Consider the following 24684-nt stretch of genomic DNA (forward strand, 5'->3'; position numbering starts at 1 on the left):
TATTAAAGATTACATTTATGGCAATAGTCACTATTCCTAATAAACCAGTTTCTGTTAATCCCCTCAAACAAAGTCAAGCCTTGGGAGCTGCTTTGGCTTTTCTGGGATTGAAAGGAACAATGCCTTTATTTCATGGTTCCCAAGGTTGTACAGCTTTTGCTAAGGTTGTATTAGTAAGACATTTTCGGGAAGCAATTCCCTTAGCTACCACAGCTATGACAGAAGTCACCACCATTTTGGGGGGAGAGGAAAATGTGGAACAAGCAATTTTAACTCTGGTGGAAAAAGCTAAACCGGAAATTATTGGATTATGTACCACTGGATTAACAGAAACTAGGGGGGATGATATTGAACGTTTTTTGAAAGAAATTAGAAAACGTCATCCCGAATTAGACCATTTACCGATTATTTTTGCTCCTACTCCTGATTTTAAAGGTGCATTACAAGATGGTTTTGCAGTTGCTGTGGAAAGTATTGTCCGGGAAGTACCTAAAGCTGGAGGGGTAAAAACAGAGCAAATCACCATTTTGGCCGGTTCTGCTTTTACTCCTGGAGATATTCAAGAAATTGAAGAAATGGTCAAGTCCTTTGGATTAGAACCCATTTTCGTACCCAATCTAGGTGCTTCTTTAGACGGTCATTTGGAAGATGATTATCGTGCGGTAACAGTGAGTGGGACTACTCTCCCAGAACTGCGTGCTGTGGGTAGTTCAGCTTTTACCATTGCATTGGGTGAAAGTATGCGCGGGGCAGCAAAAATTCTTCAAGAAAGATTTAATACCGATTATGAGGTCTTTCGAGATTTAACAGGTTTAGAACCGGTGGATGAATTTTTGCAAGCTTTGTCGGTATTAAGTGGAAATCCGGTTCCGGAAAAATATAGTCGTCAACGTCGTCAATTACAAGATGGGATGTTAGACACTCATTTTTATTTAGGTGCCAAACGAATTTCCTTAGCATTAGAGCCAGATTTAATGTGGTCTATGATTAGGTTTTTACAGTCCATGGGTGCTTGTATTCATGGAGCTGTGAGCACCACTAAATCCCCCTTATTAGATATTTTACCCATTAAAAGTGTCACCATTGGGGATTTAGAAGATTTGGCAGATATAGCTGTTGGATCTGATTTATTGATTGGCAACTCTAATGTAAATACCATTGCCAAACGTCTGAGTATTCCCCTTTATCGTTTAGGAATACCAATTTATGACAGATTGGGAAATGGATTATTTACCAAGGTTGGTTATCGAGGAACCATGGAAGTTCTATTTGCCATTGGCAACCTATTTATAGAACAGGAAGAGTCATTAATGATGCAACAATGGCAACATGTAATGAATAAGGGATAAATCAAATTGTCAAGTTGTTAGTTATAAAGGACAAATGAAAGTGAAAATTGCATTTACGACCAGTGATAGAATTCACGTCAATGCCCATTTTGGGTGGGCTAAGGAAATTGATGTTTATGAAATTTCCGATCAAGGCTATGAATTTAGGGAGACTCTCAAGTTTGATGGTGATTTAAAGGAAGATGGCAATGAGGATAAAATTACCCCCAAACTTGAAGCTTTACATGACTGTACCATAGTTTATGTTCTGGCGATTGGTGGTAGTGCAGCAGCTCGACTAATTAAACATGGTGTGACTCCGGTAAAAGCCAAATCTGAAGAGGAAGAAATTGCCGAAATCTTAAATAAACTAGTACAAACCTTAAAAGGGAATCCTCCACCTTGGTTACGCAAGGCTTTAGGTCACAAGAAATCTAATTTTTTAGAGGAAGTAGAAAACGAAGCTGCAATATGAGTGATATGAGTCAAAATCATAGTGTCAATGGTCATGGTATGGTTTATCCGTTTTTAAAAACCTTGGTACAACAGATCAGAGCTAGTGATAGTTATGGTTTTTATAGAAATTGGTCTGATGAACTAATCCTCAAACCCTTTGTTGTTACCAAGCAAAACAAAAAACAAATCTCCGTAGAAGGAGAAATCGATCCGGCAACTATTTCTCGAATTAATGCCTTTTTTCGAGCTGTAGCTGCTAGTATTGAACAAGAAACCGGTATGATTTCTAATGTGGTTATTCAATTGGGTCATGAGGGTTTTGGTTGGGCACTAGTTTTTTCTGGGCGACTATTGTTGGCTATCAAAACTTTACGGGATGCTCATCGTTTTGGATTTGAATCCCTGGAAAAGTTAAACGAAGAGGGACAAAACTTCGTTCAAAAAGGAATTGATTTGGCTCAACGTTTTCCCCAAGTTGGTAACTTGTAGTCTTGGATTTTGATTCTCAGCTTTGATATTTGGGTACTGGGTAATTTTGTCATTGATTAAGTTTTCAATAACTTCTGACACCCTACCCAGTCTACTAATTCCTCATCATCTATTGCAATGACAATTGAAGATCTAAGAAATACAATTAAAAAGCTAAATAGCAAAGCAGGTCAAATGAAAATGGATCTGCATGATTTAGCGGAAGGACTGCCAACAGATTACGAAAAATTGATGACTGTTGCGGCTAAAACCTATGAAATATACAAAGAGTTAGATCGGCTAAAACAACAACTAAAAACTATGGAGACAAGTTCATGAATAGAACTATGGAAGAATTTAAAAAAATCGTGGATGCGGAGGCATATTTTCAATTTTTTAATCTGGGTTACGATCAACACTTTGTCAATGTTAATCGTCTACATATTTTGAAGAAGTTTTCTCAATTTATGTATGAAATTGACCAAGAATATCCCAATTTAAGTGACTTGGAAAAATTAGAGAAATATAGTACAGCACTGCAACAAGCATACCGGGTCTTTATGGAATCTACACCCCATGAACAAAAACTGTTTAAGGTGTTCAATGATAAACCCAAAAATGTAGTTACTTTAACAGACATTATATCTGATTAGGAGGTATGAATTAATGAGTTTAACGCCTAAGGAATTAGAGCGATATAGTCGCCAAATGATGCTGCCAAATTTTGGTGAACTAGCTCAAAATCGTCTTAAATCAGCGACGATTCTGGTAACTGGTGTGGGGGGATTAGGTGGTACTGCAGCTCTTTATTTAGCAGTAGCAGGTGTTGGGCGTCTGATTTTAGTTCGTGGTGGTGATTTACGTCTGGATGATATGAATCGCCAAATTTTAATGACTGATGATTGGGTGGGTAAACCAAGAGTTTTTAAGGCTAAAGAAACCCTAGAAGCTATTAATCCTGATGTAGAAATTGAAGTGGTTCATGATTATATCACTGCAGAAAATGTAGATTCTTTAGTGCAATCTGCTGATATGGCTTTGGATTGCGCTCACAATTTTAATGAGCGGAATTTATTAAATGCAGCTTGTGTGCGCTGGCGCAAACCAATGGTAGAAGCAGCTATGGATGGAATGGAAGCATACCTAACAACAATTATTCCTGGTGTTACTCCCTGTTTATCTTGTTTGTTTCCAGAAAAACCAGAATGGGATCGACGTGGGTTTTCAGTTTTGGGTGCTGTTTCTGGAACTTTAGCCTGTTTGACTGCTCTGGAAGCTATTAAACTCATTACAGGTTTTAGTCAACCATTGTTATCGGAACTGCTAACAATTAATTTTTCCAGAATGGAATTTGTTAAGCGTCGTTCCCAGAGGGATCGCAATTGTCCAGTTTGTGGTAACACTGCACCTTGGCGATATTCCCAATCTCAGTCTTTATCTGTTTAAAGACTTAGACTCTGAAACTTCATGATTGAAGTGATAAGTAGGTGAGTGGAATTAAATATAAGATCAACGTAGGTTGGGTTGAAGCATGAAACCCAACACCCCCATGGGTCTCCTTACTCGACCCGTCCTACAAATAATTGTGCCTCCCTACTTAAATAACTGGGAAATCAGAATCACACTTAGCCAATAGGAAAAAAAATGACTGTAACTCTAACCGAAAAGGCGGAATTTCGTTTGCGGGCGTTTTTAAAAACTTCTTCTAGCCAAGAGTCCGAGAAAGGTGTACGCATTTCTGTAAAAAATGGTGGTTGTAGTGGCTATGAATATGGTATTGAAATTACCAGTCAACCCCAACCAGATGATATTATTATCAAACAGGGTAATGTGTTGCTTTATATTGATGCCAAAAGTGTGCCCTTGTTAGAAGGTGTGGAGATTGATTTTATTGAAGGAGTTATGGATAGCGGTTTTAAGTTCTCTAATCCAAATGCTACCGATACTTGTGGTTGTGGTAAGTCTTTCAAATCTGGAGATTGTTCACCCAATGGTGTACCTTGCAGCTAAAACTATTTGGAACTTGGGAAAAAATAAATAAGGAAATTATTTGCATCGCATCATTTCTCAGTTTACAACCTTACCGTAGACATTCTCCACATTTTTGTCTGGGTAGCATTTACCTAAACTACAAATTCTATTCAATCTTCAGGAAGGACTATGGCTAGTTATAAAGTCAGATTGGTTAACGAAAAGCAAGGTTTAGATGCTACAATTGACTGTGATGAAGATACATCAATTGTTGATGCAGCAGAAGAAGCAGGTATTGAATTACCTGTTTCCTGTCATGCTGGTTCTTGCTCTAGTTGTGTAGGCAAAATTCTAGAAGGTGAGATTAACCAAGATGATCAAAATTTCTTAGATGATGACCAATTATCTAAGAAGTTTGCCCTATTATGTGTTACCTATCCTCGCTCTAACTGTACAATTAAAACTCATCAGGAAGCAAATCTTGTATAGCAAAGGCGAACCAGAACACTCACCTGGCTCTCATTTTTAGCCATCTGGTGTTCTTTGCAAAGCTATAACCTATATACAAGTTACAAGTTGGGGTTTTGCTGTAATGATGAAAGGTGTTTATCATCTTTCATCATTGATGACCCAGTTGTTTCAATTTCTCTTAGTTTTTGAAGATGTTTATGTTTACTCCTTTTACTGTGGTTGGTTGTTCTTTGGAATTGCTTCAAGCTGGAGAAAAGGGGATTGTTACGGTCTGTCAACCCCAAAATGAAATAATTAAAAAAAAGTTGCTCTCAATGGGGATTAAGACAGGAACTAATATCATGGTTGAGCAAAAGTTCCCAGTTTTTATTATTAAAGCTGCTAATGTATCTATGACTATAGATAGGGAAACCATACGAGCTATTTACGTCAGAGTATTACAACATAATCCTAAAAAGGAATAACTTGTTCAAAAACATTGCTTTTGAAGTCATCAACAAGGATGGAAATCAGTTTCTTTAAACTTGTTTGTTTGATATGTCCTAAAATTTGTGCCAGGTCTCTAAAATCTTCTCTAATGTGAAATCTTTGCTCTGATATGTTCTCATCTTCTGGGTATCCTTTCAAAATACTACAGTGAATCAAAGATAAACAAATATTATTGAGCTTATTGCTTTCAATCTCAGGAAGCTCCTGACTAACAATATCCAATATTTCAGATACATTCATTAATCTGTCGCGTTTTGACATTAAACTATCAATAAATCTTTCCAGAGTGTATTTGTCTTCAATTGTAATTCTAGGTTTACCACTAGCTAATAAGTTCTGATAGCGTTCTGGTGTATGTAAATCTTCATTTGATATATCTGTTAGTATAATCACTCCATTGGGAATAGAGTTTCTAAAAACTAGCAGCGTGTTTGATGGTGGAAGAGTCCCCACACAACATTCTGTATTTGCACAAACAAATTGCAAGAATTCTGCAAATCTACTAAATCCTACCATTTCTGGTTTGAACTCTGGTATTGCATATTTGAATGCTTCCCTAATAGCAGAAAGGGGAATGCCATGACGATTCATTTGTCTTCTAGATTCTGGGTCTTGACAAAACCAATTAACTATTGTTTGACTATGAGAAAAAATATTTTTCTTATCTGCTTGATATATGGGTTGAATATTATTTGCCATCCTCACTACAAAGGGATGAGTTATGCCAATACCTAATCCCTTATCATTGGCAAAGTTTGTGTTTTTGGAATCTACATTATTAATATCTTCTAGGGAATATTCTTCGGGTATTTCCAGTTTAATAAAGTAATCACACACTGATTTAAAAATATCATTGACTGCATTCTCGTATGCACAACCAATCACTTGCTTGCCATATTCGTGTAATTTTTTTGCTAGAGAAGCAAAACCCCCATCTCCAGATACAATCACGTAGACTTCAATATGAGGAAGACGAATAGTTATATCCATCGTATCAACTACTAGTTGAATATCAGCAGCGTTTTTTTTATGATAACGTGCGAATCCAAAAATTTGAATTGGGTCTATACCTAGTTCATTAATTTCTGCCCTGAGCAAACTTAATCTGTGGTCACTCCAATTAGCATAGGCTCTCTGGAGACAAATTTTATCAACAATCTCTACCTCTAAAATCTGTCGATATATCTGTTTTAATGATAATTCCTTGATAAAGTCTTTGGAAAAACTATAGCCTTTAGTCAGATTTTCAATATCATAAAATATGGCTGTGTTAAATATGGACATAAAATTTTTTCCTTCTAATATTTTAGTAATCTGGCTGAGTAATAAATGACCTAACATACTCAGACCAAAATCTCAAACGTCTAATTACAAAACTTCTCTACCTAAATAGATCTGCAATTCTTCTGGTACTTTAACTGTTCCATCAGCTTGCTGATAATTCTCTAAAATCGCTGCCATTGTTCTTCCCACAGCTAATCCGGACCCGTTTAGTGTGTGCACAAAACGGGTCCCTTTTTTACCAGATTCTTTAAATCGAATATCTGCCCTCCTAGCTTGAAAGTCAATACAATTAGAACAACTGGAAATCTCTCGATATTTGCCAAACGACGGTAACCACACCTCTAAATCATATGTCTTGGTTGCTCCAAATCCTAGATCACCAGTACATAGTTCAATTACCCGGTAAGGTAATTTTAAAGATTGCAAAATTGACTCCGCGCTGGCTACTAATTTCTCTAATTCCTCAAAGGAAGATTCAGGAGTCACTATCTTTACCAGCTCAACTTTATTGAACTGATGCAGTCTAATTAAGCCTCGCATATCCCTGCCATAACTACCAGCCTCTCTTCTGAAACAAGGGGTGTATGCAGTATGATAGATTGGTAAATCTTCTTTGTTTAAAATTTCCCCTCTATATAAGTTAGTCACGGGAACTTCTGCTGTGGGAATTAACCATAATTCATCCTCTGCACATTTAAAACTCTCCTGGGCAAATTTTGGCAGTTGTCCAGTTCCCGTCAAAGAATCCGTATTTACTAATAAGGGTGGGCTAATCTCAATATAACCATTTTTTATGTGTTTACTTAACATGAATTGAATTAGTGCTCGTTCCAAAGCAGCCCCTGCACCTATTAAGTTTACAAATCTGCTTTGAGCTATCTTTACTGCTCTTTCAAAGTTTAAGATACCTAACTTTTCCCCTATTTCCCAATGGGGTAAAATATTGGTGTTTTGAGGTTTATATTCATCTCCCCATCTTCTAACCTCCGGATTATCATCTTCGCTTTCACCAATGGGGGTACTGTCGCTGGGAAGATTGGGAAGTGCTAATAACAGCTGTTCAATTTGCCCTTTTAACTCTTTTTCTCGAGGTTCTAAATCGCTTAGTTTAGTTTTAACCAGATTGCCTTCTTCCTTTAACGAGAGAAGTTCTTCACTTTGAGGACTAATTCCTGTTTTTACCTTTTGACCTACCAGTTTACCAATTTCATTACTTCTAGCTTGCAATTCGTTGCGCTCCAATTCCAACTCCCGTTGTTTTTGGCTTAAATCCAATATGGGCTGAATGTCATATTTACCACCGCGACTATTCAGCTTTTTCTGTATCAGTTGTGGGTTTTCTCTAATCTGTTTAATATCCAGCATTGGTCAGTATGGTTAGGTTTTTTGTTTGTCTACTCCACAAGCTATCTCGGTAGAGTTTACCCATTGTGCTGCACTAAGTGCAATTTGTGAAGTCATCACTCCAAAAAAGGTTGAAAAATCCCTAATTAACTATCTTGTGATTCGATTTAGTAAGAATAGCGAACAAACAAGCCCTGCAAAGTGAGCCGAAATTGTATTAGTGTTCGCTTGAACCACTAACATATCCAATCCACTAATCACTCGATTTGGATCCAATAGCTGGGTTGTCACAGCTTGGGGGGAAATTGATCTGGCAACCAATGTGCCCACAATTGCCTGGGCACCTAATAGTGTCACTAAAATCCCTCCTAGATTAATCCACACGCCTAGTCTTATCACCTGCACACTCTCTAGCTTTCGCGGACGATTGCTAGGGTTGGATGAGTCCAGTTGTTTACCAATTCTTGTATACCTATAACCTAAATAAATGCCCGCGCCTAAAACTATTAATCCACATATGGCTAAAAATATGCCCAATCCCGTTCCTGGATTGTTAGTAGGGCTACCTGGTCTCTGACTAAAAAAGGCATACAACAATACTATTATCCCAGATATCACACCTAATACCAGTTGTATCCAAAAACTAATCCAACCTCCTAGGCGAAACATCTGGGCGATCGCTCTTATATTAGTGGATTGCATTTCCGAGTCCTTCGTCATATTTAAATAATTCCCATAGGATCAATAAACTCTTTAGGAAAATTCTATAAAATTCAATGGATCTAGTAGCTTTTGTCTTAATGACTATCAAAAATCCCATTTAACTGGTTTGATTCCAGAATAGATCAACAATCATCAATAATAAATAGGTAGGATTCATTTAAAAAATAAAAGTCATGGATACTGCTATCATTCCATCCACCTTTCTCCTCACCTTGTTGTTAGTTGTGGGGTTGTTTTTCTTTATTCGTGCTTCCACCAAAGATCGCACTGAACGAGCAAAAATAGCCTCTGAAGACAATGAAACCATCCTCATGGGTCAACTCCAGGACTATTTCCAATCCCGTGCTTATCGAGTGGTTTCCGCAGATCCAGAAAAAAAGGAAGTCATTTTCGAGGGCTTTGTCCAACCTAGTTGGTTCCTGGCCGTGTTTCTGACTGTTTTAGCTGCTCTAGGTCTTGCTTGCCTAGGACTGGTTTTAGCCCAGCTTCTTTCCAGCCAAAATCCATTCTTTTTGGTTTTAGTAGCACCATTAAGTGGTATATTCTACTGGCGTCAATCCGGGAGAATTGAGAAGGTATTAATCAAAATGGAGTTTCGCCAAAATGAACAACACCCCTCAAGTATAATCACTGTCATTGGTCACCGAGATGAACTCGCAGAGTTAAAAAGGGCTTTACAACTGAAAATTGTCGATTGATTTTTGGTGATAGTCACAACAACTTAGATTAGATGACGAATAAATCGGCCAGTGCCCCATGTGTCAAGCTAAACCTTACTTCCTCACTAATCTTGCAGTGTGATCACCTTACACCCTGACACTAATTACTTACTTCCGACCTGTTCAGAGAAAAGAGAGGACACAACAAACTTTGTGTTGATGGTTTTACTAAGAAATAAACTTAACTCAGTTAGTTTAGTAACATACCCATTTATTCGCTTGATTTTGTTGTCACTCTCTGCTGCACTAGGTTTAATTATCCAATTGATTAGCACCACTGTCAGTTCGGCCACAAACTAAAAAAAAATTGAATTTTTGCGTCAACTGTTCAATTTTGCCAGTTAATTGATTTTGGGGTCAGAAGTAAGAAGTTGAATGCGTAAAAAAACCATTCCAGAACTTAGCGATTTGCCAGATTCACTAGTTCTGCACTAGCTGGAGTTTCCAACATTCTCAAGCTAGGGAACAAAAAATGATTTTCTTCTACGTATTGAGCACCAAACAGACCCTTTTCCGCCCAAAAATAACGGTCTGTGGTGTGTTCGTTCCTTTTTACTAATAGCAAGGCAGGAGGCAAGATACCTTCAGCGTGAATAAACTTTCTCGCTGCTGTCACTGGTTTGTCTTCGCCGCTTTCTATGCTGTACTGAGGCACATTTTCCAGAATCCGTCGTCCTTCCTGACGACGACGGCTTTTTCTTTTACGTCTCCTTGCCAACTTATTGTCCTCCTCTTTCAAGCTAGAAGATTGTAGTCACAGCTACAAAACTCGTGGTAATTATATACGGTTTGCCAGAAAAAATCAATGGTTTTTAACCTTTCGATACATCCCTATCAATCTATTTCCCAACTGGGATCAATTACTCAGTATTATTAAAATAATCTGTGTATATTAAATCTTAATAAATACGCAAATCGTAGTAGTTAAGGTGTTATATGATAGCTAATATAATAGGACTGTTGGGAAATTAGAATATGATTTACTCGCCAATTGGCTTAGTTAGGAATTAGAGTAGATAAGTGACAGCAATAAACAAGGTGGTAAAATGCCGCGCACTGATCAAACACAACCTGTAGATTGTGCAAGAACAACCTCTAAGTTCCAACCCTAGTAATTTTATCCGCCTTATCTACCATCAGTAGCAGTCATCCAATTATCAGTGGAAGTTAAAAAATGTTAATGTCTGCCAGTTCTGATTTTATTGCTCTATGTCAGGAGCAAGTATCATTGTTAACCCAGGGACTGGGAGCATCTTCAAGTGTGGTCTACTTAACACAGGAACTAGTAGACCACCCAAATGGAGAAGGGTTATTAATTCCTGTTCTGGTTTATCCAGAGGGATCTAGATTGGATTATTCCGGAGATTTGGCTAACTTGAGTGACTTGGGTTATGTTTTACCAGATCAGGAACAAAAATTGTTAGCACCAAAATTAGGCTCTCTTTCTTCATCTCCCCAGTTCGCAGACGATCATACTACTTATCTCAACTTAGAAGATAAATATCCATTTGGACAATATCAAATTGTCCTACCTTTAGTTTATGAAGGTTTAATGGTAGGGTTGCTTTTAACAGCAAGGGAGGATCGTCCTTGGAACCCAGTGGAAGAAAAAGAAATTCGCCGCATAGCTACCACTTTAGCGATCGCCTGTATATTGGATCAGCGTCAAGTTTGGTTACAACATCAACTGCAGCAGGAAAAAGCATTACAAAAGGAGCAGGGGGACTTACTAGATAATCTTTTACATCAGTTTCGTAATCCTCTGACTGCTATTCGTACCTTTGGTAAACTTCTTTTAAAAAGATTAAGATCTAATGATACTAATAGGGAAGTAGCCATAAATATTATCAACCAAAGTGATCGCTTACAGGAGTTATTGCAAAAGTTTGATCAGGTTTTAGACTCAAAAGATAGAGACACAAAAGCTATTCCCATACTAGGATCAGTACTTACAGTGGAAGCATCTCCCCAGAAAACAGCGCCGCTGTTGTTGCCAGGAATGGGAGAAGAGCCTACTAGTTGTCATATAAAAGATATACTACTACCCTTACTAGCATCTGCACAAGTACTAGCCCAGGAAAAAAGTATTAACCTGTTAGTAGATATTCCCAACCATTTACCACCAGTAAAAGCCAATATTAAAGCACTTACAGAAGTTTTCAGTAACATCATAGATAATGCCCTAAAATATACCCCTGCGGGTGGAAAAATCTCCATTCATTCTCTACAAAAAAATACAGACTTTCAGGGTATAGCTATTAGCGATACAGGACCCGGTATACCTAAAGAGGATCTGGATCATTTGGGTGAAAGACATTACAGAGGAGTACAAGCTAATACTGACATTCCCGGCACAGGTTTAGGAATGGCGATCGCCAAACAACTCATAGCACAAATGCAGGGAGAAATAGAGGTTTTCAGCCCTGCAGTAGAATCTCATAGCCCATGCTCTTCTCTTCCGGGAACCAGCTTTATTGTTTGGTTACCTCAATTACCGGATCATTTGAATCAACATCCTTCATAGGGGAGTTAATTTTACCGTTACGAGAGTTCCAACCATCAATAACCAATTTAGACACTTCAGATATCAACAAAGTTAATAAAACTAAGTCATCAATTTGACCAAGAACAGGGATAAAATCGGGGGCAATATCAATGGGACTAACCAAATAAACAATAGTTCCCATAATTACCCACCAGCGGTACTTAGGTTTACGGATCAAACTGCCATACCAAGAGTAAAGCGACTGTACGGAAAAGCTCATATTTTTCCCCAGAATTTAGTGGTTAAGAAAAATGTTCTAGCATAATTGCTATATTTAGTGTAGTGAGGAGACTGGAAAAGTGGATATTTTAGATTTGTTCAAGAAAGGCGGTCCAGCCATGTGGCCGCTGTTAGTACTGTCCGTGTTATCTGTAAGTGTAATCTTTGAGCGTCTGTGGTTTTGGCTACGAATTTTGAGCCAAGAGAAACAAGTAGTAGAAAGAGTGCTAGATGCTGCAATAGACAGCTGGGAAATAGCCACAGAAATTGCCCAAAAAGCCACAGATCAGCCCATAGGTCGTTTTCTATACGCACCACTGCGGTTGCAAAAAAGTGATGCTGAAACCTTTAAACTAGCCTTGGAGTCTACAGCAGCAGAAGAAATAGCAGGAATGAGAAGGGGAGAAAAACTTCTAGAATCTGTAATCGCCCTTTCACCACTATTAGGATTGTTAGGTACGGTTTTAGGTTTAATTCAATCCTTGCGAGCAATTAAAATTGGTGATCTGGGTACGGAATCTACAGCGGGTGTCACCACAGGAATTGGTGAGTCCTTAATTAGTACTGCTTCTGGTTTGATAGTTGCCATTGTCACCTTAGTCTTTTATCGTCTATTTCAATCCTTTGCGGTTAACCAAGTGAAAGTGTTTAATAAAGCTGGCAATGATTTAGAGTTGTTGTATCGTCAATCTCCACCTGGGTTTAAGAAAAGAGAACTTGTTTTCATTACAGAATCTCCAAAAGAGTTGACTCACCCCATCGAAAATCCTGTGACCAGTTCAGAATCAGAGCAAGAAAATGAAAGTTAACCTACATACACCCATTGAAGAAGTTCAGATTCAAATTATTCCTTTAATTGATGTTGTTTTTTGCATCCTGACTTTTTTTCTATTAGCAGCACTGCAATTTACCAGACAACAGGCAATTAATGTTGATTTACCCAAAGCTAGCACAGGTACAATCTCCGCTGCCAGTTCCCAGCCAAGTAACATTCTACCGGTTACTATTGATGCTGTAGGTAAAACTTACATTGAAAAGGATCCGGTGACCAGGGAACAATTGGAAGTGCGATTAAAAGAGTATATTACTGGCAATCCCCAGGGTATTTTAGTTCTGAATGCTTCTCGCACAGCTACCTATAATGATGTTGTTCAAACATTAGATTTACTCAGACAAGTGGGGGGAAACCGAGTATCCTTGGGAATTATCCCCGGAGCTTCTCAACCAGTGATTGATTCACCAAACCTTCCCGGGACTCCCATTGTACCACCACTAAATTTACCCACAGTTCCTGGTGCTGATCCTGGGTTGAATCTACCAAGTGCTCTTCCCACACCACCAACTGCTCCTACTACTATCCCCCAAAGACCTTAACAACATGGGAAGCAGGTAGTCCGGAAGTTTGAGTATCAAGGAGTTAAAGGAATTCATACTCATACTTCATTTCTTGTCTTTTTTGTTTGCGATACATACCATCCTTCCAGAACCAATGGCATACTCCCGCTCTAAGGTGCCACCACCATTCACTACCCGATGTAAAAATGCCATTAACACTAAATGAGGAGCAATCTCATGGTAGGGGGCACTTTTTAGCAGTGGTTCCCCCTTGTCGCGGCGCATGAATAATAAAGTAATTGCGTCCATCGATTAGTGCTTTCAAGTCCGGTAGTCGAGCGATGGGAGAGAGCATGTAGTGGATATCAGATTGGCAAGGACCAGCAGTATTAAACTGTTTAAGCATGGTGAGATCTGATCTATCAAGTGCGGGGGTTTGCGAGGGTAGTGTCAATATGTCAACCTCCCCCAGTTAGTTGTTCTGGCTGAGTTTCCACCTTTTGTCCGATTTTTGGTTCTTTACCTGCTAATAGTCTGTCAATATTACTACGGTGACGAATAATTACATACAAACCACCAAGCAAGCTAAATATAATGTAAGCCAATGGTTGTTGAAAAACTATCATCAAAATGGAAACAGCAATTGCACCAGCAATAGAACTTAAAGAAACAATTTTAGATATGGCAATAACCATTATAAAAACACCCAGGGTGCCCACACCTACCTGCCAATTTATTGCTAATAAAATACCTAAGCTAGTAGCTACTGACTTACCACCAGTAAAACCTAAAAATATGGACTTGCTATGTCCCAATATTGCCATCAACCCTACTAAGGTGACTAACCACGATTGCCATACTTCCACATTTAAACTGCTACCCATTAAGTTCAATTGACTACTGTATAATATATACACTAAATTAATGGCTAGAACTCCTTTCAAACAGTCAATGACTAGTACAAAAGCACCTGGGCCTTTACCTAAAGTTCTCAAAACATTAGTTGCACCAGTGGATCCAGATCCGACTTGTCTAATATCAATGCCTTTTAATATTTTACCTGCTAGATATCCTGTAGGGAAGGAACCCAACAAATAAGCTAATATAATTACTAACCCACACCATATTAACCAAATAGTCATAATTTAAAACCTAGAGATGTTTGGACTTGCAAAATTGGGACTTGTTTTCTTGTTTATTAGAAATCTTCATCGTATCTATCTCGCATCATTTTAGGATCAGGGGCAAAAGCTAACCACAAAGGGAACTGTAACAGTCCTAAACTGACCTGCTCTTCAGAATCATCAATAATAATCAAAGGCATTTGATTAGACTTAATTAGTCTATCCGCCTTTTGGGCTAAAGCGGTAGCTGCTTCAAATAATACCACACCTCTGTCCGGACCAAAATCAGAACGACCAATACCCAAACAATCTTGTAAACCCCTGCGCCATTCCCCTAACCTTTCGGGACTATTCGCTAAAATTAGCGTACGCAGGCGATCGCCATATAACTTGTGTAAAATTGACACAGCTGCGGAGGAAATCAAAACATTTTGCAGACGACTACTCATGGTTTGTAAAGCACCACGTCCACCCAGGGTAAAAAACCAGTTAGAGACTCGTTCCACATGAACGGGTTCAAAAGTGCGTCTTAGTTGCCATGGGGGACCATAATAGTCCGGTTGACTACGATACTGTTCTAATAATCGGTTAATCTGTTTTGTTGTTTCCTGAAACTGTTGTTGAGCGAACTGCACACTAACAGACTGCACCGCATTGGATTTAACCTCTTTCGGAAAATCCTGCTTAACTTCCCTAGTTACCGATTTAATTTTTTCTGGAATAAGAGGTAATTGTTCTGCTGCGGTTACCAAATCCTGTAAACTCCCTGTGAGGTAATCCTTAAAACCCTGCACCCGAATTGCTAGATCCTGGGAAGTACCCGCAAAAGTTGTGCGCATTTCATTTTTAATGCGTTCTTGTCTCCGTTCCAACTGCTCCACGGATATTTGTAGGCTTTGTTTACGTTGTTCTAAAATAGCTAAAGACTCCTCAACTATTTTAGAAAGAGCCTTTTGGGTCTCCGATACTTGACCTTGAAGCGTAATATAAGTAACCTGTAGTTGGGAGATTTCCGTTTTCAGTGCAGTTTCAGTAGCTTGTAAATCAGCTAACCGTTGTGTTGTAACTGCATACAAAGAGTTAAGATGGGCGTCTGAATCCACTGCTGGATTGAAATAGGATGCAGTAGCTGTGAGCATGGAGGGATTATCCGCTGTTTGAAGGGTAGCGGGTGTTTCCGATGGTGGAGGGGTTGACGGAATTGTTGCTTCCTCCCGTCCGTCATCCATCGGTTTTGCAGTTGAAGATTCCTCTTGGTTCATAAAAAATAGCCTAATTCCATATTACCATCTTGACATACTCCCGAACCAACAAAGTGACCTTAGTGGAACAGAGATCCGCATTACCATTGACACAGAAAATTTTTCAAAAAATACTTGACAGCACCCCGGAGGTAACTGCTATAGTAGTAGGGTGAAATTGATGGGGCGTAGCCAAGCGGTAAGGCAGCGGGTTTTGGTCCCGCCATCCCTAGGTTCGAATCCTAGCGCCCCAGTTCTATAGCTATCACCTTGGTATTTTATTTAGTTGGTATGAGGTGCTAGAATAAATGGCACATGGGATGGTTCCTTAATGGAATAAAATAGGAGGCGAGAATGATACCTAATCCCGCTATTATGGGGGCCATAGAAAAACTCGGCTACCGTGTTACTATAGGTGATGTGGCTAGCAGATCTGGATTGGGTCTTGCTGAAGCGAATGCAGCACTGTTGGTTTTAGCTGCTGACGCAGGTGGGCATTTACAAGTAGCAGACACAGGAGACATTGTTTATCAATTTCCACAGAATTTTAGAACAATTTTAAGAAACAAGTATGTGCAATTGCGCTTACAGGAGTGGTGGGCAAAGATTTGGCAGGTGCTGTTTTATATAATTAGGATTTCTTTCGGTATTTTACTGATTGCTTCAATAGTTATCATTACCTTAACTATAATTATCATTATTACTGCCAGCAGCTCCAATCGGGATGAAGACAATAGAGATGGAGGGTTTAGGGGATTTGATGTCTTCTTTTTTCCAGATTTGTTTTGGTATTTTAGTCCCAATTATTATAGTCAAGAAAGACAAATAGAAAGAAAAGAAAATCGAGGTAATGGGGAACTAAACTTTTTAGAAGCAGTATTTTCCTTTTTATTTGGCGATGGTAATCCTAACAGCAAATTAGAGGAAAGACGTTGGCAGCAAATTGGCACTGTAATTACTAATAATCAAGGAGCAGTAGTTGCTGAACAAATTGCCCCTTATTTGGATAATTTAGGGGAAAAATACCAACAGGAATATGAAGATTATATGTTACCAGTTTTGGTCAGATATAATGGTAAACCTCAGGTAAGTCCGGACGGACAAATTGTCTATTATTTTCCTGAACTACAGGTAAAAGCCAGCGAAAAACAAGATCAGCCAGTAGAATTATTCCTAGAAGAGAAACCATGGCAATTTAGTGCTGCTAATTCTGGACAAATTATGATGAGTGCTGGGTTGGGAGCGTTAAATCTTGTGGGAGCTTTAGTCCTAGGTAATTTACTAACTCAGACAGTTGGTTTGGAAACAGGGGGACTAGTAGGTTTTGTGCAAAGTATTTATTGGTTATTGTTGAGTTATGGAATTGGCTTTTTAGGGATACCCTTGGGACGTTATTTTTGGATTCAATCACGCAACCAAAAAATTGCCAGTCGCAACCGGGAGCGTTTAGAGCGAGTAAGAGTTCTCGCAGACCCTAGTGAAAGTTTACAAAAGAAAATAGACTTCACCCGTAACTTTGCCCAAGAAACAGTTATTGGTAAGGAAAATGTAATTTATGGTACTGATAGAGATCTGCTAGAACAAGAGTTTGAGCTTATTCTTCCTCCCCCTAAGAAACAGGACGAAGAATAGCTCAATCTCAGCTTAGTTCCATTAAGTAGGGAGGCACAATTTCACAATTATTTGTAGGATGGATTAGCGGTGGCGTAACCCGTGCGGGTGTTGGGTTTCATACTTCAACCCAACCTACGTTCATCTTATATTTACCCACCTACTTAGACAGGTCTAAAACTCACCCGCTAGGGATAAAACACATCTCTCACACAACAGGGGATGGTCCGAAGACTCTCCCACACGGGTGGAATAATTCCAACACCTATCGCATTTCTCTCCCTCCGCATTTACCACCCCTATTGTCCAATTTTCCGTGGTTGTTGTATATTGCAATTGGGACAGTTGGGTTAAATCCTCTAGGATTTCTACTTGTGATACTATGAGCAGGTATCTCAGTTCATCTACTCCATTCTCCCTATCCGGGTTGAAATGGAAGTCCTTGATAGTTTGAGATAGGGGTGAATGGGAATTGGCAAGGTGAACTAATATTTTGGCTTCTAAGGAGGAACCAATCCTTTTTTCCATCCGCACCTGCTCTAAGACCTTATTAACATCTGTGCGCAGCATCCGCAAAGTATGCCATTTCTTTTCCAATTCGGGACTTTTCCACTGGGGATCAACCTTTACCCACCCAGCTTGAAAGACTGATTTCTCACTCCTGGAATAGGGAATAAATTGCCAAATATCTTCCGCAGTATGACACAACACTGGAGCGATCGCCCTGACTAGGTTTTCCAGGGCTATGTGTAGGATTGTTTGACAACTGCGTCTTCTAAAACTATCAGCTGCGCTAATATATAGTCTATCCTTGGCAATGTCTAAATAAAAGTTAGACAGGTCTACAACGCAAAAATTCTGAACTGTTTGGAAAAATCGGAAAAATTGAAAGGTTTCAAAGGCTGATGTTACTTCGCTAAACACCTCGTACATGCGATGCAACATGTACCTATCTAGTTCAGGCAATTTTTCTAGGGGGACGGCATTTTTTTCCGGGTCAAAGTCATGTAGACTACCCAATAAAAATCTTGCCGTATTACGGATTTTATTCCTGATGTCAGCTAGTTGCTTGATGATATTACCCCCCAAGCGAACATCTCCCGAATAATCAACGGAGGAAACCCACAAGCGTAGAACATCTGCACCGTAGGCGGGGTCTTTTTTCTGATCCTTACCACCGTTAATGATAATTTGTGGATCTACTACGTTACCAATTGATTTACTCATTTTTCTTCCTTGTTCATCAAGGACAAATCCATGGGTCAATACGGTTTTATAGGGTGCAATGCCATTTACTGCTACGCTGGTTAACAGGGAAGACTGGAACCAACCCCGATGCTGATCGGAACCCTCCAAATACATATCAACGGGATAGGTTAGTTCCTGTCGCTGATTTGCCACAGCTGCCCAGGAAGAACCAGAGTCGAACCACACATCCATGGTGTCCATACCCCGGCGATATTTATGTCCATTGCTACGATAAGGTTCTGGTAAAAGGTCTTCAATTTCCAATTCCCACCAAGCATCAGAACCTCGCTGGGCAATAATAGCTTGAACGTGATTAATTGTGTCCTCGTTCAGCAACACCTCCCCCGTTTCTTGGTCGTAGAATACGGGAATAGGAAGACCCCAAGCCCGTTGACGAGAAATACACCAGTCCGATCGCTCTGCTACCATGGGGGTAATGCGGTTTTCCCCTTGGGGAGGAATCCACCTCACCGAAGCGATCGCTTTTAAAGCATCCTCTCTAAACCCATGAACAGAAGCAAACCACTGTTCTGTAGCTCGGAAGATGGTTGGTTTATTAGTACGCCAGTCATAGGGATATTTATGTTGATAAGGTTCTTCTTTTAGCAAAGAACCTGCTTGTGCAAGAGCATCAATAATTGCTTGGTTACCTTCCCCTAGGACATTCAATCCAGCAAATTTACCAGCATCTTGAGTAAAATTACCGTTTTCATCTACGGGGGCAAGGATTGGTAAGCCATAACGCTGTCCCACGATGTAATCTTCTTGACCATGACCGGGAGCTGTATGTACCAGGCCCGTACCGGAATCGGTAGTAATATAATCACCACCAATAAGCACAGGACTTTCCCGGTTAAACAGGGGATGACTGTAGATAGTATGTTCTAGATCCTCACCAGAAAAACTCACCTGCAATCTCAAATCCACATTGAGAATGGTGGTCAACCGGGGAACTAAATCAGTGGCCACAATCAGATATTTGTGGTGGAAAAGGGAAGTTTCATTAGGTAAAACTTCTACCACCGCATAATTTAATGACCCATTGACTGCGATGGCTAAATTGCCAGGTATGGTCCAGGGAGTAGTTGTCCACACAGCTAGTGCCAAATCGGGCATAAATGGTGCCAGAACTGATTTTAGCTTTTCACAAACCTTAACCACTGGAAAGACGGTGTAAATGCTTCTAGAAACGTGTCCTTCTGGATATTCTAATTCAGCCTCTGCCAAAGCGGTTTTAGAGCTAGGACTCCAATGTACAGGCTTGAGACCCCGGTAGATATATCCTTTTAAGTACATTCTGCCAAATACACCAATTTGGGCAGCTTCATACTCTGGCTGTAGGGTTAAATAGGGATGATCCCAATCACCCCATATCCCATAGCGTTTAAAACTATTCCGTTGTTCATTAACCGCTGCTAAAGCAAAATCTTTTGCTTTTTGACGTAACTGTAGGGGGGTGAGATTTTGCCGTTCTGGGGACTTCATAGCTTGCAGGACTTTCAATTCAATTGGCAGTCCGTGACAATCCCACCCAGCCACGTATCTAACTTTACGACCCTGTAGTAACTGGTAACGGTTAATAATATCTTTGAGAATCTTGTTTAAAGCGTGACCAATATGCAATGAGCCATTGGCATAGGGAGGTCCATCATGAAGTATAAATAGTTCGCCCGGGTTTTCTTGGGACAAGCGCGAGTAAATGTTATTTTCCGCCCAAAATGTTTGGATTTCTGGCTCACGTTTTATTGCGTTTGCCCGCATATCAAAATCAGTTTGGGGGAGATTAACGGTGTCCTTGTATTTTCCAGTTTCGGTCACGGTTTCATGCCTATATATTTGCTGTTATTTGGTTAATTATAGCCATCAACCGGGTGAAGGTGGGAAAGAAGGCCTATCCTGCAATTAGTTTTCCCCATCATCCTTAACACGAGTTTTACGCTCTAAAATTTCTTTCAAGACCAAAGTAACAACTGCTAAAAGTGCTAACAAAACTGCTGCAGAAAAAGCTGCTTCTGTTTCATACTGTTTATAGGCATCTTCTACAAACAAAGGTAAACTTTGGGTCGTATTAGCGATGTTTCCAGATACTACGGAAACCGCCCCAAATTCCCCCATGGATCTGGCATTCGTTAAGATTAAACCATACAGTAAACCCCAGCGAATACTAGGTAGTGTAACACGCCAAAATGTTTGCCATTCATTAGCTCCCAGGGTTTTTGCTGCTTCTTCCTGATCTTTACCAAACTCCTCCAATACTGGAATCACTTCTCTAGCAACAAATGGCATACTAACAAAACAAGTCGCTAGAACCATGCCAGGAAAGGCAAAGATAATTTGAATATCATGGGATTGCAACCAACCTCCAAACCATCCCTGTCTCCCGTATAGCAAAACAATCATTAGACCCGCTACTACGGGGGAAATGGAAAAGGGAAGGTCAATAATACTTAAAACTATTGCACGTCCAGGAAATTTATGCCGTGCGATCGCCCAAGCTGCACATAAACCAAATACCGCGTTAATAGGTACGGCAATTACTGCTAACAAGAGAGTTAACCAGGCCGCATGAAGAAAGTCTGTTTTGGTTAAGTTATCCCAGAAAGGTCCAACACCTTTAATAAAGGCTTGAACAAAAACATTAAGAGCTGGAATGTACTGTACCAGAAATAAATAACTAACTGCTATGGCAATTAAAACAGATGGTACCCAATTTTGCTGTTTTTGATATTGTGATTTTTGTCGTGATTTATTTGTTGTCATATCTTCTTGCCCAAGCCTGTAATAAATTAATTCCCACCAATAAAACCAGGGAAATCAGCAGTAAAACCACCCCTATTACTGTTGCACCTGAATAATCATATTGTTCCAATCTTTGGAAAATCAATACTGGTGCAATTAAGTCTTGAAATGGTGTGTTAGAAGAAATAATCACTGTGGAGCCATATTCACCCACAGCACGGGAAAAACCTAAAGCCACTCCGGTTAAAATTGTCGGTAATAGGGGTGGCAAAATCACTTTCATAAATGTCTGCCATGGGGAAGCGCCCAAACTCCACGCAGCTTCTTCCACATCCTTTTCCATTTCTTGCAATACAGGTTGTACAGTTCGCACCACAAAAGGCAAGGATATAAATACCATTGCTACACCTACACCTAACCGAGTAAAAGAAACTTTAATTCCCCAAGGTGCCAATAAAGAGCCCAACCAGCCATTATCACTGTAAACAGTCGCTAAGGTTAAACCAGCTACTGAAGTGGGTAAGGCAAAGGGTAAATCTACGGTGGCATCCACAATTCGTTTTAAGGGAAAATCATACCTGACCAGAACCCAGGCTACTAGGGTTCCAAACACCCCATTAACCGCCGCCGCTAAAAGAGAAGTAATAAAAGTCACATTATATGTGGCTAAAGCTATTTCACTGGTAGCAATTTGCCAAAACTTTGTTGGTGGTTCCGTACCAGCTTTGAGAAACATAGCCAAAACGGGTAAAAATAACATGACTAACAGGTAAAAAATAGTAATTCGCCATGTCCAAGATAAACGAGTCGCGCTATTTAACAATGTTCTGGCAAAACCTGGTCTTTTGGAGTTGCTCACATTTGTGGGTGTGGATAAGGTCATAATTCTAAATTCATAATTGATTCAACTATTTGCCCTGCGCTTGAATCTGATCAAATAGGGCACCATCATCAAAAAACTTTTTCTGCACACTATCCCAACCACCTAAGTCTTTTACCGTACTCAAGGTCTTAACGGGGGGATACTTATCTACAAAGGGTTTAGTTTTTGCTACCCTATTATTTACCGGACGAAAACCAACTTTGGCAAATTCCTCTTGAGCTTGGGGAGTAAACAAGAACTGAACAAAAGCCTCCACCACTTCCCTATTATTATGTTTATCAACGTTCTTATCTACAACCGCAATGGGATTATCAATGGAAATATTCACATCCGGAACTGTGTAATTTACCTTCACTCCATTTTCCTGTGCCAAAATTATCTCATTTTCATAGTTAATTAAAGCATCCCCTTGACCTTGTTTAAAGAAAGCATCCGTGGATTCCCTTGCATCTTTTGTTAATATAGGAACATTTTTATATACCTGGCTAACAAATTCTTTGGCCTTGGCTTCATCACCACCAGTTCTAATCACTGAGTTCCACAGGGTCAGGAAGTTCCAACGTGCTACCCCGGATGTTTTAGGATCGGCAGTAATTAGTTTGACATCTTCTCTGGATAGGTCAGCCCAGGTATTAATATTTTTAGGATTGCCCCCACGGGTCACCAAAGCAGCTACAGATTGGGAAACTATGGCATTATTTGGAGCCTCTTTTTCCCAATCTGGTTGAATTAAACCTGCTTTTTCAATCTTTTTAGTATCCAAACCCAAAGCTAAGTGCACAACATCAGCAGGTAAACCATCAATTACAGCACGAGTTTGTGAACCTGAACCACCATAGCTTTGTTTAAATATCACCCTTTGCCCATGCTCTTCTTGCCATTTTTCCACAAATTTGGGAATAATCGCTTCATGGGCGGTCTTTGTCACGGCGAAGGACACTAAAGTGATTTCCACATCTTTCTTACTAGAGGAATTAGTTCCCCTATCTCCACAACCACCAACCACCAAACCTAAAAATATACCCATTAAGCAAGGTGAAATAAAACTCTTGGTCGATTTTAGGCGCGGTATATTTATGGGCAATCTACAACCCCAACCCATTTGTTTTCTCCTTAGTACTTTTAAAGATCCGGGAAAGAGTAAAAAACTTGACTTTGACGATAGAGAATGAGGTGATTTTAGCAGATTTAGGATACAAGTTACTAACCACAGGGAAAAAATTATTAGATAATTATTACTTATGCAAAACCTACAAACTATGATTTAATTAAATACACCGACTATACGATAGATATTAGGAGTTTTACTCGTTGATTTTGAATGTGGGATTTGATAGAGTCCAACTAGTAGACTAATTACAAATTGTCTATCAACTTATGGTGGATTACAACAATCACAGGAAAAGTTACCATGTTTATCAAAAATAGAGCGGTTTTAAAAACTACCAATACTGTATTGGCAGTTGTTTTAGGTGTTAGCACCGTAGTACCCGTATTAGCGGGAAGTACGGATAAAAGCGCACATCAAAACAAGCTAATTAGCCAGAAACCCAAAAACGTGGAGATTACCCTAGTAAGTTATGCAGTTACAAAAGCCGCTTACAGTAAAATTATTCCCGAGTTCGTAGCCAAGTGGAAAAGGGAAAAAGGTCAAGATGTAATCATCAAAGAAAGTTATGGTGGTTCCGGTAGTCAAACTCGTGCGGTGATTGATGGATTACAAGCAGATGTAGTAGCATTAGCACTAGCACTGGACACTAAGAGAATAGAAAAAGCAGGTTTAATTAACCCAGGGTGGGAAAAGGAAGCACCTAATAACTCTATAGTTACCCGTTCAGTTGTAGCCATAGAAACACGAGCAGGAAATCCTAAAGGTATTAACACTTGGACAGATCTAATTAAACCAGGAGTAAAAATAGTCACAGCTAATCCCAAAACATCCGGAGGGGCAAGATGGAACTTTTTAGCTTTGTGGGGTTCAGTGACTCGAAATGGAGGTAATGAAAAACAAGCCCTAGACTTTGTGCAGAAGGTGTTCAAAAACGTAGTAGTATTACCCAAAGACGCTAGAGAAGCAAGTGACGCATTTTATAAAAAGAATCAGGGAGATGCACTACTGAATTATGAAAACGAACTAATTTTAGCAGCACAACAGGGTAAAGCAGATACAACCTACGCAGTGCCAGCAACGAATATTTCTATAGAGGGTCCTGTGACTGTAGTGGATCGAATTGTGGATAGGCGGGGTACTCGTGAAGTTGCGGAAGCATTTGTGGAATTTTTATTTACGCCACAAGCACAAAGGGAATTTGCCAAAGTTGGATTTAGACCAGTTAATTCCACAGTAGCCAAAGAGGTAGCCGGTAAATTTCCCAGAATTGTTAAGCTTTATACAGTTGCCAATTTAGGTGGTTGGGATGCAGTGCAGAAGAAATTCTTTGACGATGGTGCCATATTTGATAGAATCCAGTCTGCAAGATAATTAT

The 24684-nt window shown here is 39.6% G+C and carries 27 protein-coding genes and 1 tRNA gene; 16 read left to right on the forward strand and 12 right to left on the reverse strand.

Annotated features, from left to right (window positions below):
* Positions 1–17 precede the first annotated feature (17 nt).
* From nifN to IAR63_RS09265, 9 genes are all read left to right on the forward strand, one after another.
* Positions 18–1349: a nitrogenase iron-molybdenum cofactor biosynthesis protein NifN gene (gene nifN, locus IAR63_RS09225; protein ID WP_187705053.1), complete on the forward strand. Its 1332-nt coding sequence runs from the start codon at positions 18–20 to the stop codon at positions 1347–1349.
* A gap of 34 nt (positions 1350–1383) precedes the next feature.
* Positions 1384–1803, forward strand: coding sequence for a nitrogen fixation protein NifX (gene nifX, locus IAR63_RS09230; RefSeq protein WP_187705054.1), 420 nt, complete (start codon positions 1384–1386; stop codon positions 1801–1803).
* Between the two features lie 5 nt (positions 1804–1808).
* A complete protein-coding gene (locus IAR63_RS09235; RefSeq protein ID WP_187707426.1) occupies positions 1809–2273 on the forward strand; it encodes a NifX-associated nitrogen fixation protein in 465 nt (154 codons plus the stop codon).
* Positions 2274–2390: 117 nt separating this feature from the next.
* Entirely contained in the window at positions 2391–2591 is a 201-nt protein-coding gene (locus IAR63_RS09240; RefSeq protein ID WP_187705055.1) for a CCE_0567 family metalloprotein, read from the forward strand.
* Positions 2588–2905 (forward strand): nitrogenase-stabilizing/protective protein NifW, encoded by a 318-nt coding sequence (gene nifW, locus IAR63_RS09245; RefSeq protein WP_187705056.1) that lies wholly within the window; start codon positions 2588–2590, stop codon positions 2903–2905. The genes IAR63_RS09240 and nifW overlap by 4 nt, the downstream gene beginning before the upstream one ends.
* A gap of 13 nt (positions 2906–2918) precedes the next feature.
* A complete protein-coding gene (locus IAR63_RS09250; RefSeq protein WP_187705057.1) occupies positions 2919–3698 on the forward strand; it encodes a HesA/MoeB/ThiF family protein in 780 nt (259 codons plus the stop codon).
* A gap of 198 nt (positions 3699–3896) precedes the next feature.
* On the forward strand, positions 3897–4262 hold the full coding sequence (locus IAR63_RS09255; RefSeq protein WP_187705058.1) for a HesB/IscA family protein: 366 nt from the start codon (positions 3897–3899) through the stop codon (positions 4260–4262).
* A gap of 150 nt (positions 4263–4412) precedes the next feature.
* Positions 4413–4712, forward strand: a complete 300-nt coding sequence (locus IAR63_RS09260) for a 2Fe-2S iron-sulfur cluster-binding protein (protein WP_187705059.1) — start codon at positions 4413–4415, stop codon at positions 4710–4712.
* Between the two features lie 179 nt (positions 4713–4891).
* The gene (locus IAR63_RS09265; RefSeq protein ID WP_187705060.1) at positions 4892–5158 is read left to right on the forward strand and encodes a FeoA family protein; all 267 of its coding nucleotides are present in this window, start codon (positions 4892–4894) and stop codon (positions 5156–5158) included.
* Here IAR63_RS09265 and IAR63_RS09270 read toward each other — a convergent pair.
* From IAR63_RS09270 to IAR63_RS09280, 3 genes are all read right to left on the reverse strand, one after another.
* Positions 5145–6467, reverse strand: a complete 1323-nt coding sequence (locus IAR63_RS09270) for an NYN domain-containing protein (protein WP_187705061.1) — start codon at positions 6465–6467, stop codon at positions 5145–5147. The genes IAR63_RS09265 and IAR63_RS09270 overlap by 14 nt on opposite strands.
* An 84-nt stretch (positions 6468–6551) precedes the next feature.
* The gene (serS, locus tag IAR63_RS09275; RefSeq protein ID WP_187705062.1) at positions 6552–7832 is read right to left on the reverse strand and encodes a serine--tRNA ligase; all 1281 of its coding nucleotides are present in this window, start codon (positions 7830–7832) and stop codon (positions 6552–6554) included.
* 129 nt (positions 7833–7961) lie between these two features.
* Positions 7962–8531 (reverse strand): DUF3611 family protein, encoded by a 570-nt coding sequence (locus tag IAR63_RS09280; protein WP_187705063.1) that lies wholly within the window; start codon positions 8529–8531, stop codon positions 7962–7964.
* 176 nt (positions 8532–8707) lie between these two features.
* On the opposite strand from IAR63_RS09280, the gene IAR63_RS09285 reads away from it, so the two are divergent.
* The gene (locus IAR63_RS09285) at positions 8708–9232 is read left to right on the forward strand and encodes a cofactor assembly of complex C subunit B (protein ID WP_187705064.1); all 525 of its coding nucleotides are present in this window, start codon (positions 8708–8710) and stop codon (positions 9230–9232) included.
* A gap of 421 nt (positions 9233–9653) precedes the next feature.
* Here IAR63_RS09285 and IAR63_RS09290 read toward each other — a convergent pair whose 3' ends face one another.
* Entirely contained in the window at positions 9654–9971 is a 318-nt protein-coding gene (locus IAR63_RS09290) for a DUF3155 domain-containing protein (RefSeq protein WP_187705065.1), read from the reverse strand.
* A 456-nt stretch (positions 9972–10427) separates the two neighbouring features.
* On the opposite strand from IAR63_RS09290, the gene IAR63_RS09295 reads away from it, so the two are divergent.
* Positions 10428–11777 carry a GAF domain-containing sensor histidine kinase gene (locus tag IAR63_RS09295; protein WP_187705066.1) on the forward strand — a complete coding sequence of 450 codons (1350 nt, stop codon included), beginning with the start codon at positions 10428–10430 and terminating at the stop codon, positions 11775–11777.
* On the opposite strand, the gene IAR63_RS09300 is transcribed toward IAR63_RS09295, so the two are convergent.
* Positions 11725–12018 (reverse strand): YkvA family protein, encoded by a 294-nt coding sequence (locus tag IAR63_RS09300; RefSeq protein WP_187705067.1) that lies wholly within the window; start codon positions 12016–12018, stop codon positions 11725–11727. The genes IAR63_RS09295 and IAR63_RS09300 overlap by 53 nt on opposite strands.
* Positions 12019–12097: 79 nt before the next feature.
* Here IAR63_RS09300 and IAR63_RS09305 point away from each other — a divergent pair, with 79 nt between their 5' ends.
* Together IAR63_RS09305 and IAR63_RS09310 are read left to right on the forward strand one after the other, a co-directional pair.
* A complete protein-coding gene (locus IAR63_RS09305; RefSeq protein WP_187705068.1) occupies positions 12098–12826 on the forward strand; it encodes a MotA/TolQ/ExbB proton channel family protein in 729 nt (242 codons plus the stop codon).
* The gene (locus IAR63_RS09310; protein ID WP_187705069.1) at positions 12816–13391 is read left to right on the forward strand and encodes an ExbD/TolR family protein; all 576 of its coding nucleotides are present in this window, start codon (positions 12816–12818) and stop codon (positions 13389–13391) included. Before IAR63_RS09305 ends, IAR63_RS09310 begins: the two co-directional genes overlap by 11 nt.
* A gap of 196 nt (positions 13392–13587) precedes the next feature.
* Here IAR63_RS09310 and IAR63_RS09315 read toward each other — a convergent pair whose 3' ends face one another.
* From IAR63_RS09315 to IAR63_RS09325, 3 genes are read right to left on the reverse strand one after another with little or no spacing between them, the layout of a single operon-like run.
* Positions 13588–13758, reverse strand: a complete 171-nt coding sequence (locus IAR63_RS09315) for a hypothetical protein (RefSeq protein WP_235678215.1) — start codon at positions 13756–13758, stop codon at positions 13588–13590.
* A 52-nt stretch (positions 13759–13810) separates the two neighbouring features.
* Positions 13811–14494, reverse strand: a complete 684-nt coding sequence (gene plsY / locus IAR63_RS09320) for a glycerol-3-phosphate 1-O-acyltransferase PlsY (RefSeq protein ID WP_187705070.1) — start codon at positions 14492–14494, stop codon at positions 13811–13813.
* 56 nt (positions 14495–14550) lie between these two features.
* Positions 14551–15738 (reverse strand): DUF3086 domain-containing protein, encoded by a 1188-nt coding sequence (locus IAR63_RS09325; protein WP_187705071.1) that lies wholly within the window; start codon positions 15736–15738, stop codon positions 14551–14553.
* 161 nt (positions 15739–15899) lie between these two features.
* Between IAR63_RS09325 and IAR63_RS09330 the strand changes: the two genes are divergently transcribed.
* A tRNA-Gln gene (locus IAR63_RS09330) sits at positions 15900–15971 on the forward strand.
* A 100-nt stretch (positions 15972–16071) separates the two neighbouring features.
* A complete protein-coding gene (locus tag IAR63_RS09335) occupies positions 16072–17349 on the forward strand; it encodes a hypothetical protein (protein ID WP_187705072.1) in 1278 nt (425 codons plus the stop codon).
* A gap of 153 nt (positions 17350–17502) precedes the next feature.
* On the opposite strand, the gene ileS is transcribed toward IAR63_RS09335, so the two are convergent.
* The 4 genes from ileS to IAR63_RS09355 form a co-directional block, all read right to left on the reverse strand.
* The gene (gene ileS / locus IAR63_RS09340; RefSeq protein WP_187705073.1) at positions 17503–20394 is read right to left on the reverse strand and encodes an isoleucine--tRNA ligase; all 2892 of its coding nucleotides are present in this window, start codon (positions 20392–20394) and stop codon (positions 17503–17505) included.
* A gap of 84 nt (positions 20395–20478) precedes the next feature.
* A complete protein-coding gene (gene cysW / locus IAR63_RS09345) occupies positions 20479–21336 on the reverse strand; it encodes a sulfate ABC transporter permease subunit CysW (protein ID WP_187705074.1) in 858 nt (285 codons plus the stop codon).
* Positions 21323–22198, reverse strand: a complete 876-nt coding sequence (gene cysT, locus IAR63_RS09350; RefSeq protein WP_187705075.1) for a sulfate ABC transporter permease subunit CysT — start codon at positions 22196–22198, stop codon at positions 21323–21325. The genes cysW and cysT overlap by 14 nt, the downstream gene beginning before the upstream one ends.
* A 25-nt stretch (positions 22199–22223) precedes the next feature.
* The gene (locus IAR63_RS09355) at positions 22224–23300 is read right to left on the reverse strand and encodes a sulfate ABC transporter substrate-binding protein (RefSeq protein WP_187705076.1); all 1077 of its coding nucleotides are present in this window, start codon (positions 23298–23300) and stop codon (positions 22224–22226) included.
* Positions 23301–23609: 309 nt separating this feature from the next.
* Between IAR63_RS09355 and IAR63_RS09360 the strand changes: the two genes are divergently transcribed.
* Entirely contained in the window at positions 23610–24680 is a 1071-nt protein-coding gene (locus tag IAR63_RS09360; protein WP_187705077.1) for a sulfate ABC transporter substrate-binding protein, read from the forward strand.
* The last annotated feature ends 4 nt before the right edge of the window (positions 24681–24684 follow it).

It is taken from the genome of Cylindrospermopsis curvispora GIHE-G1, assembly GCF_014489415.1.
Taxonomy (GTDB): domain Bacteria; phylum Cyanobacteriota; class Cyanobacteriia; order Cyanobacteriales; family Nostocaceae; genus Raphidiopsis; species Raphidiopsis curvispora_A.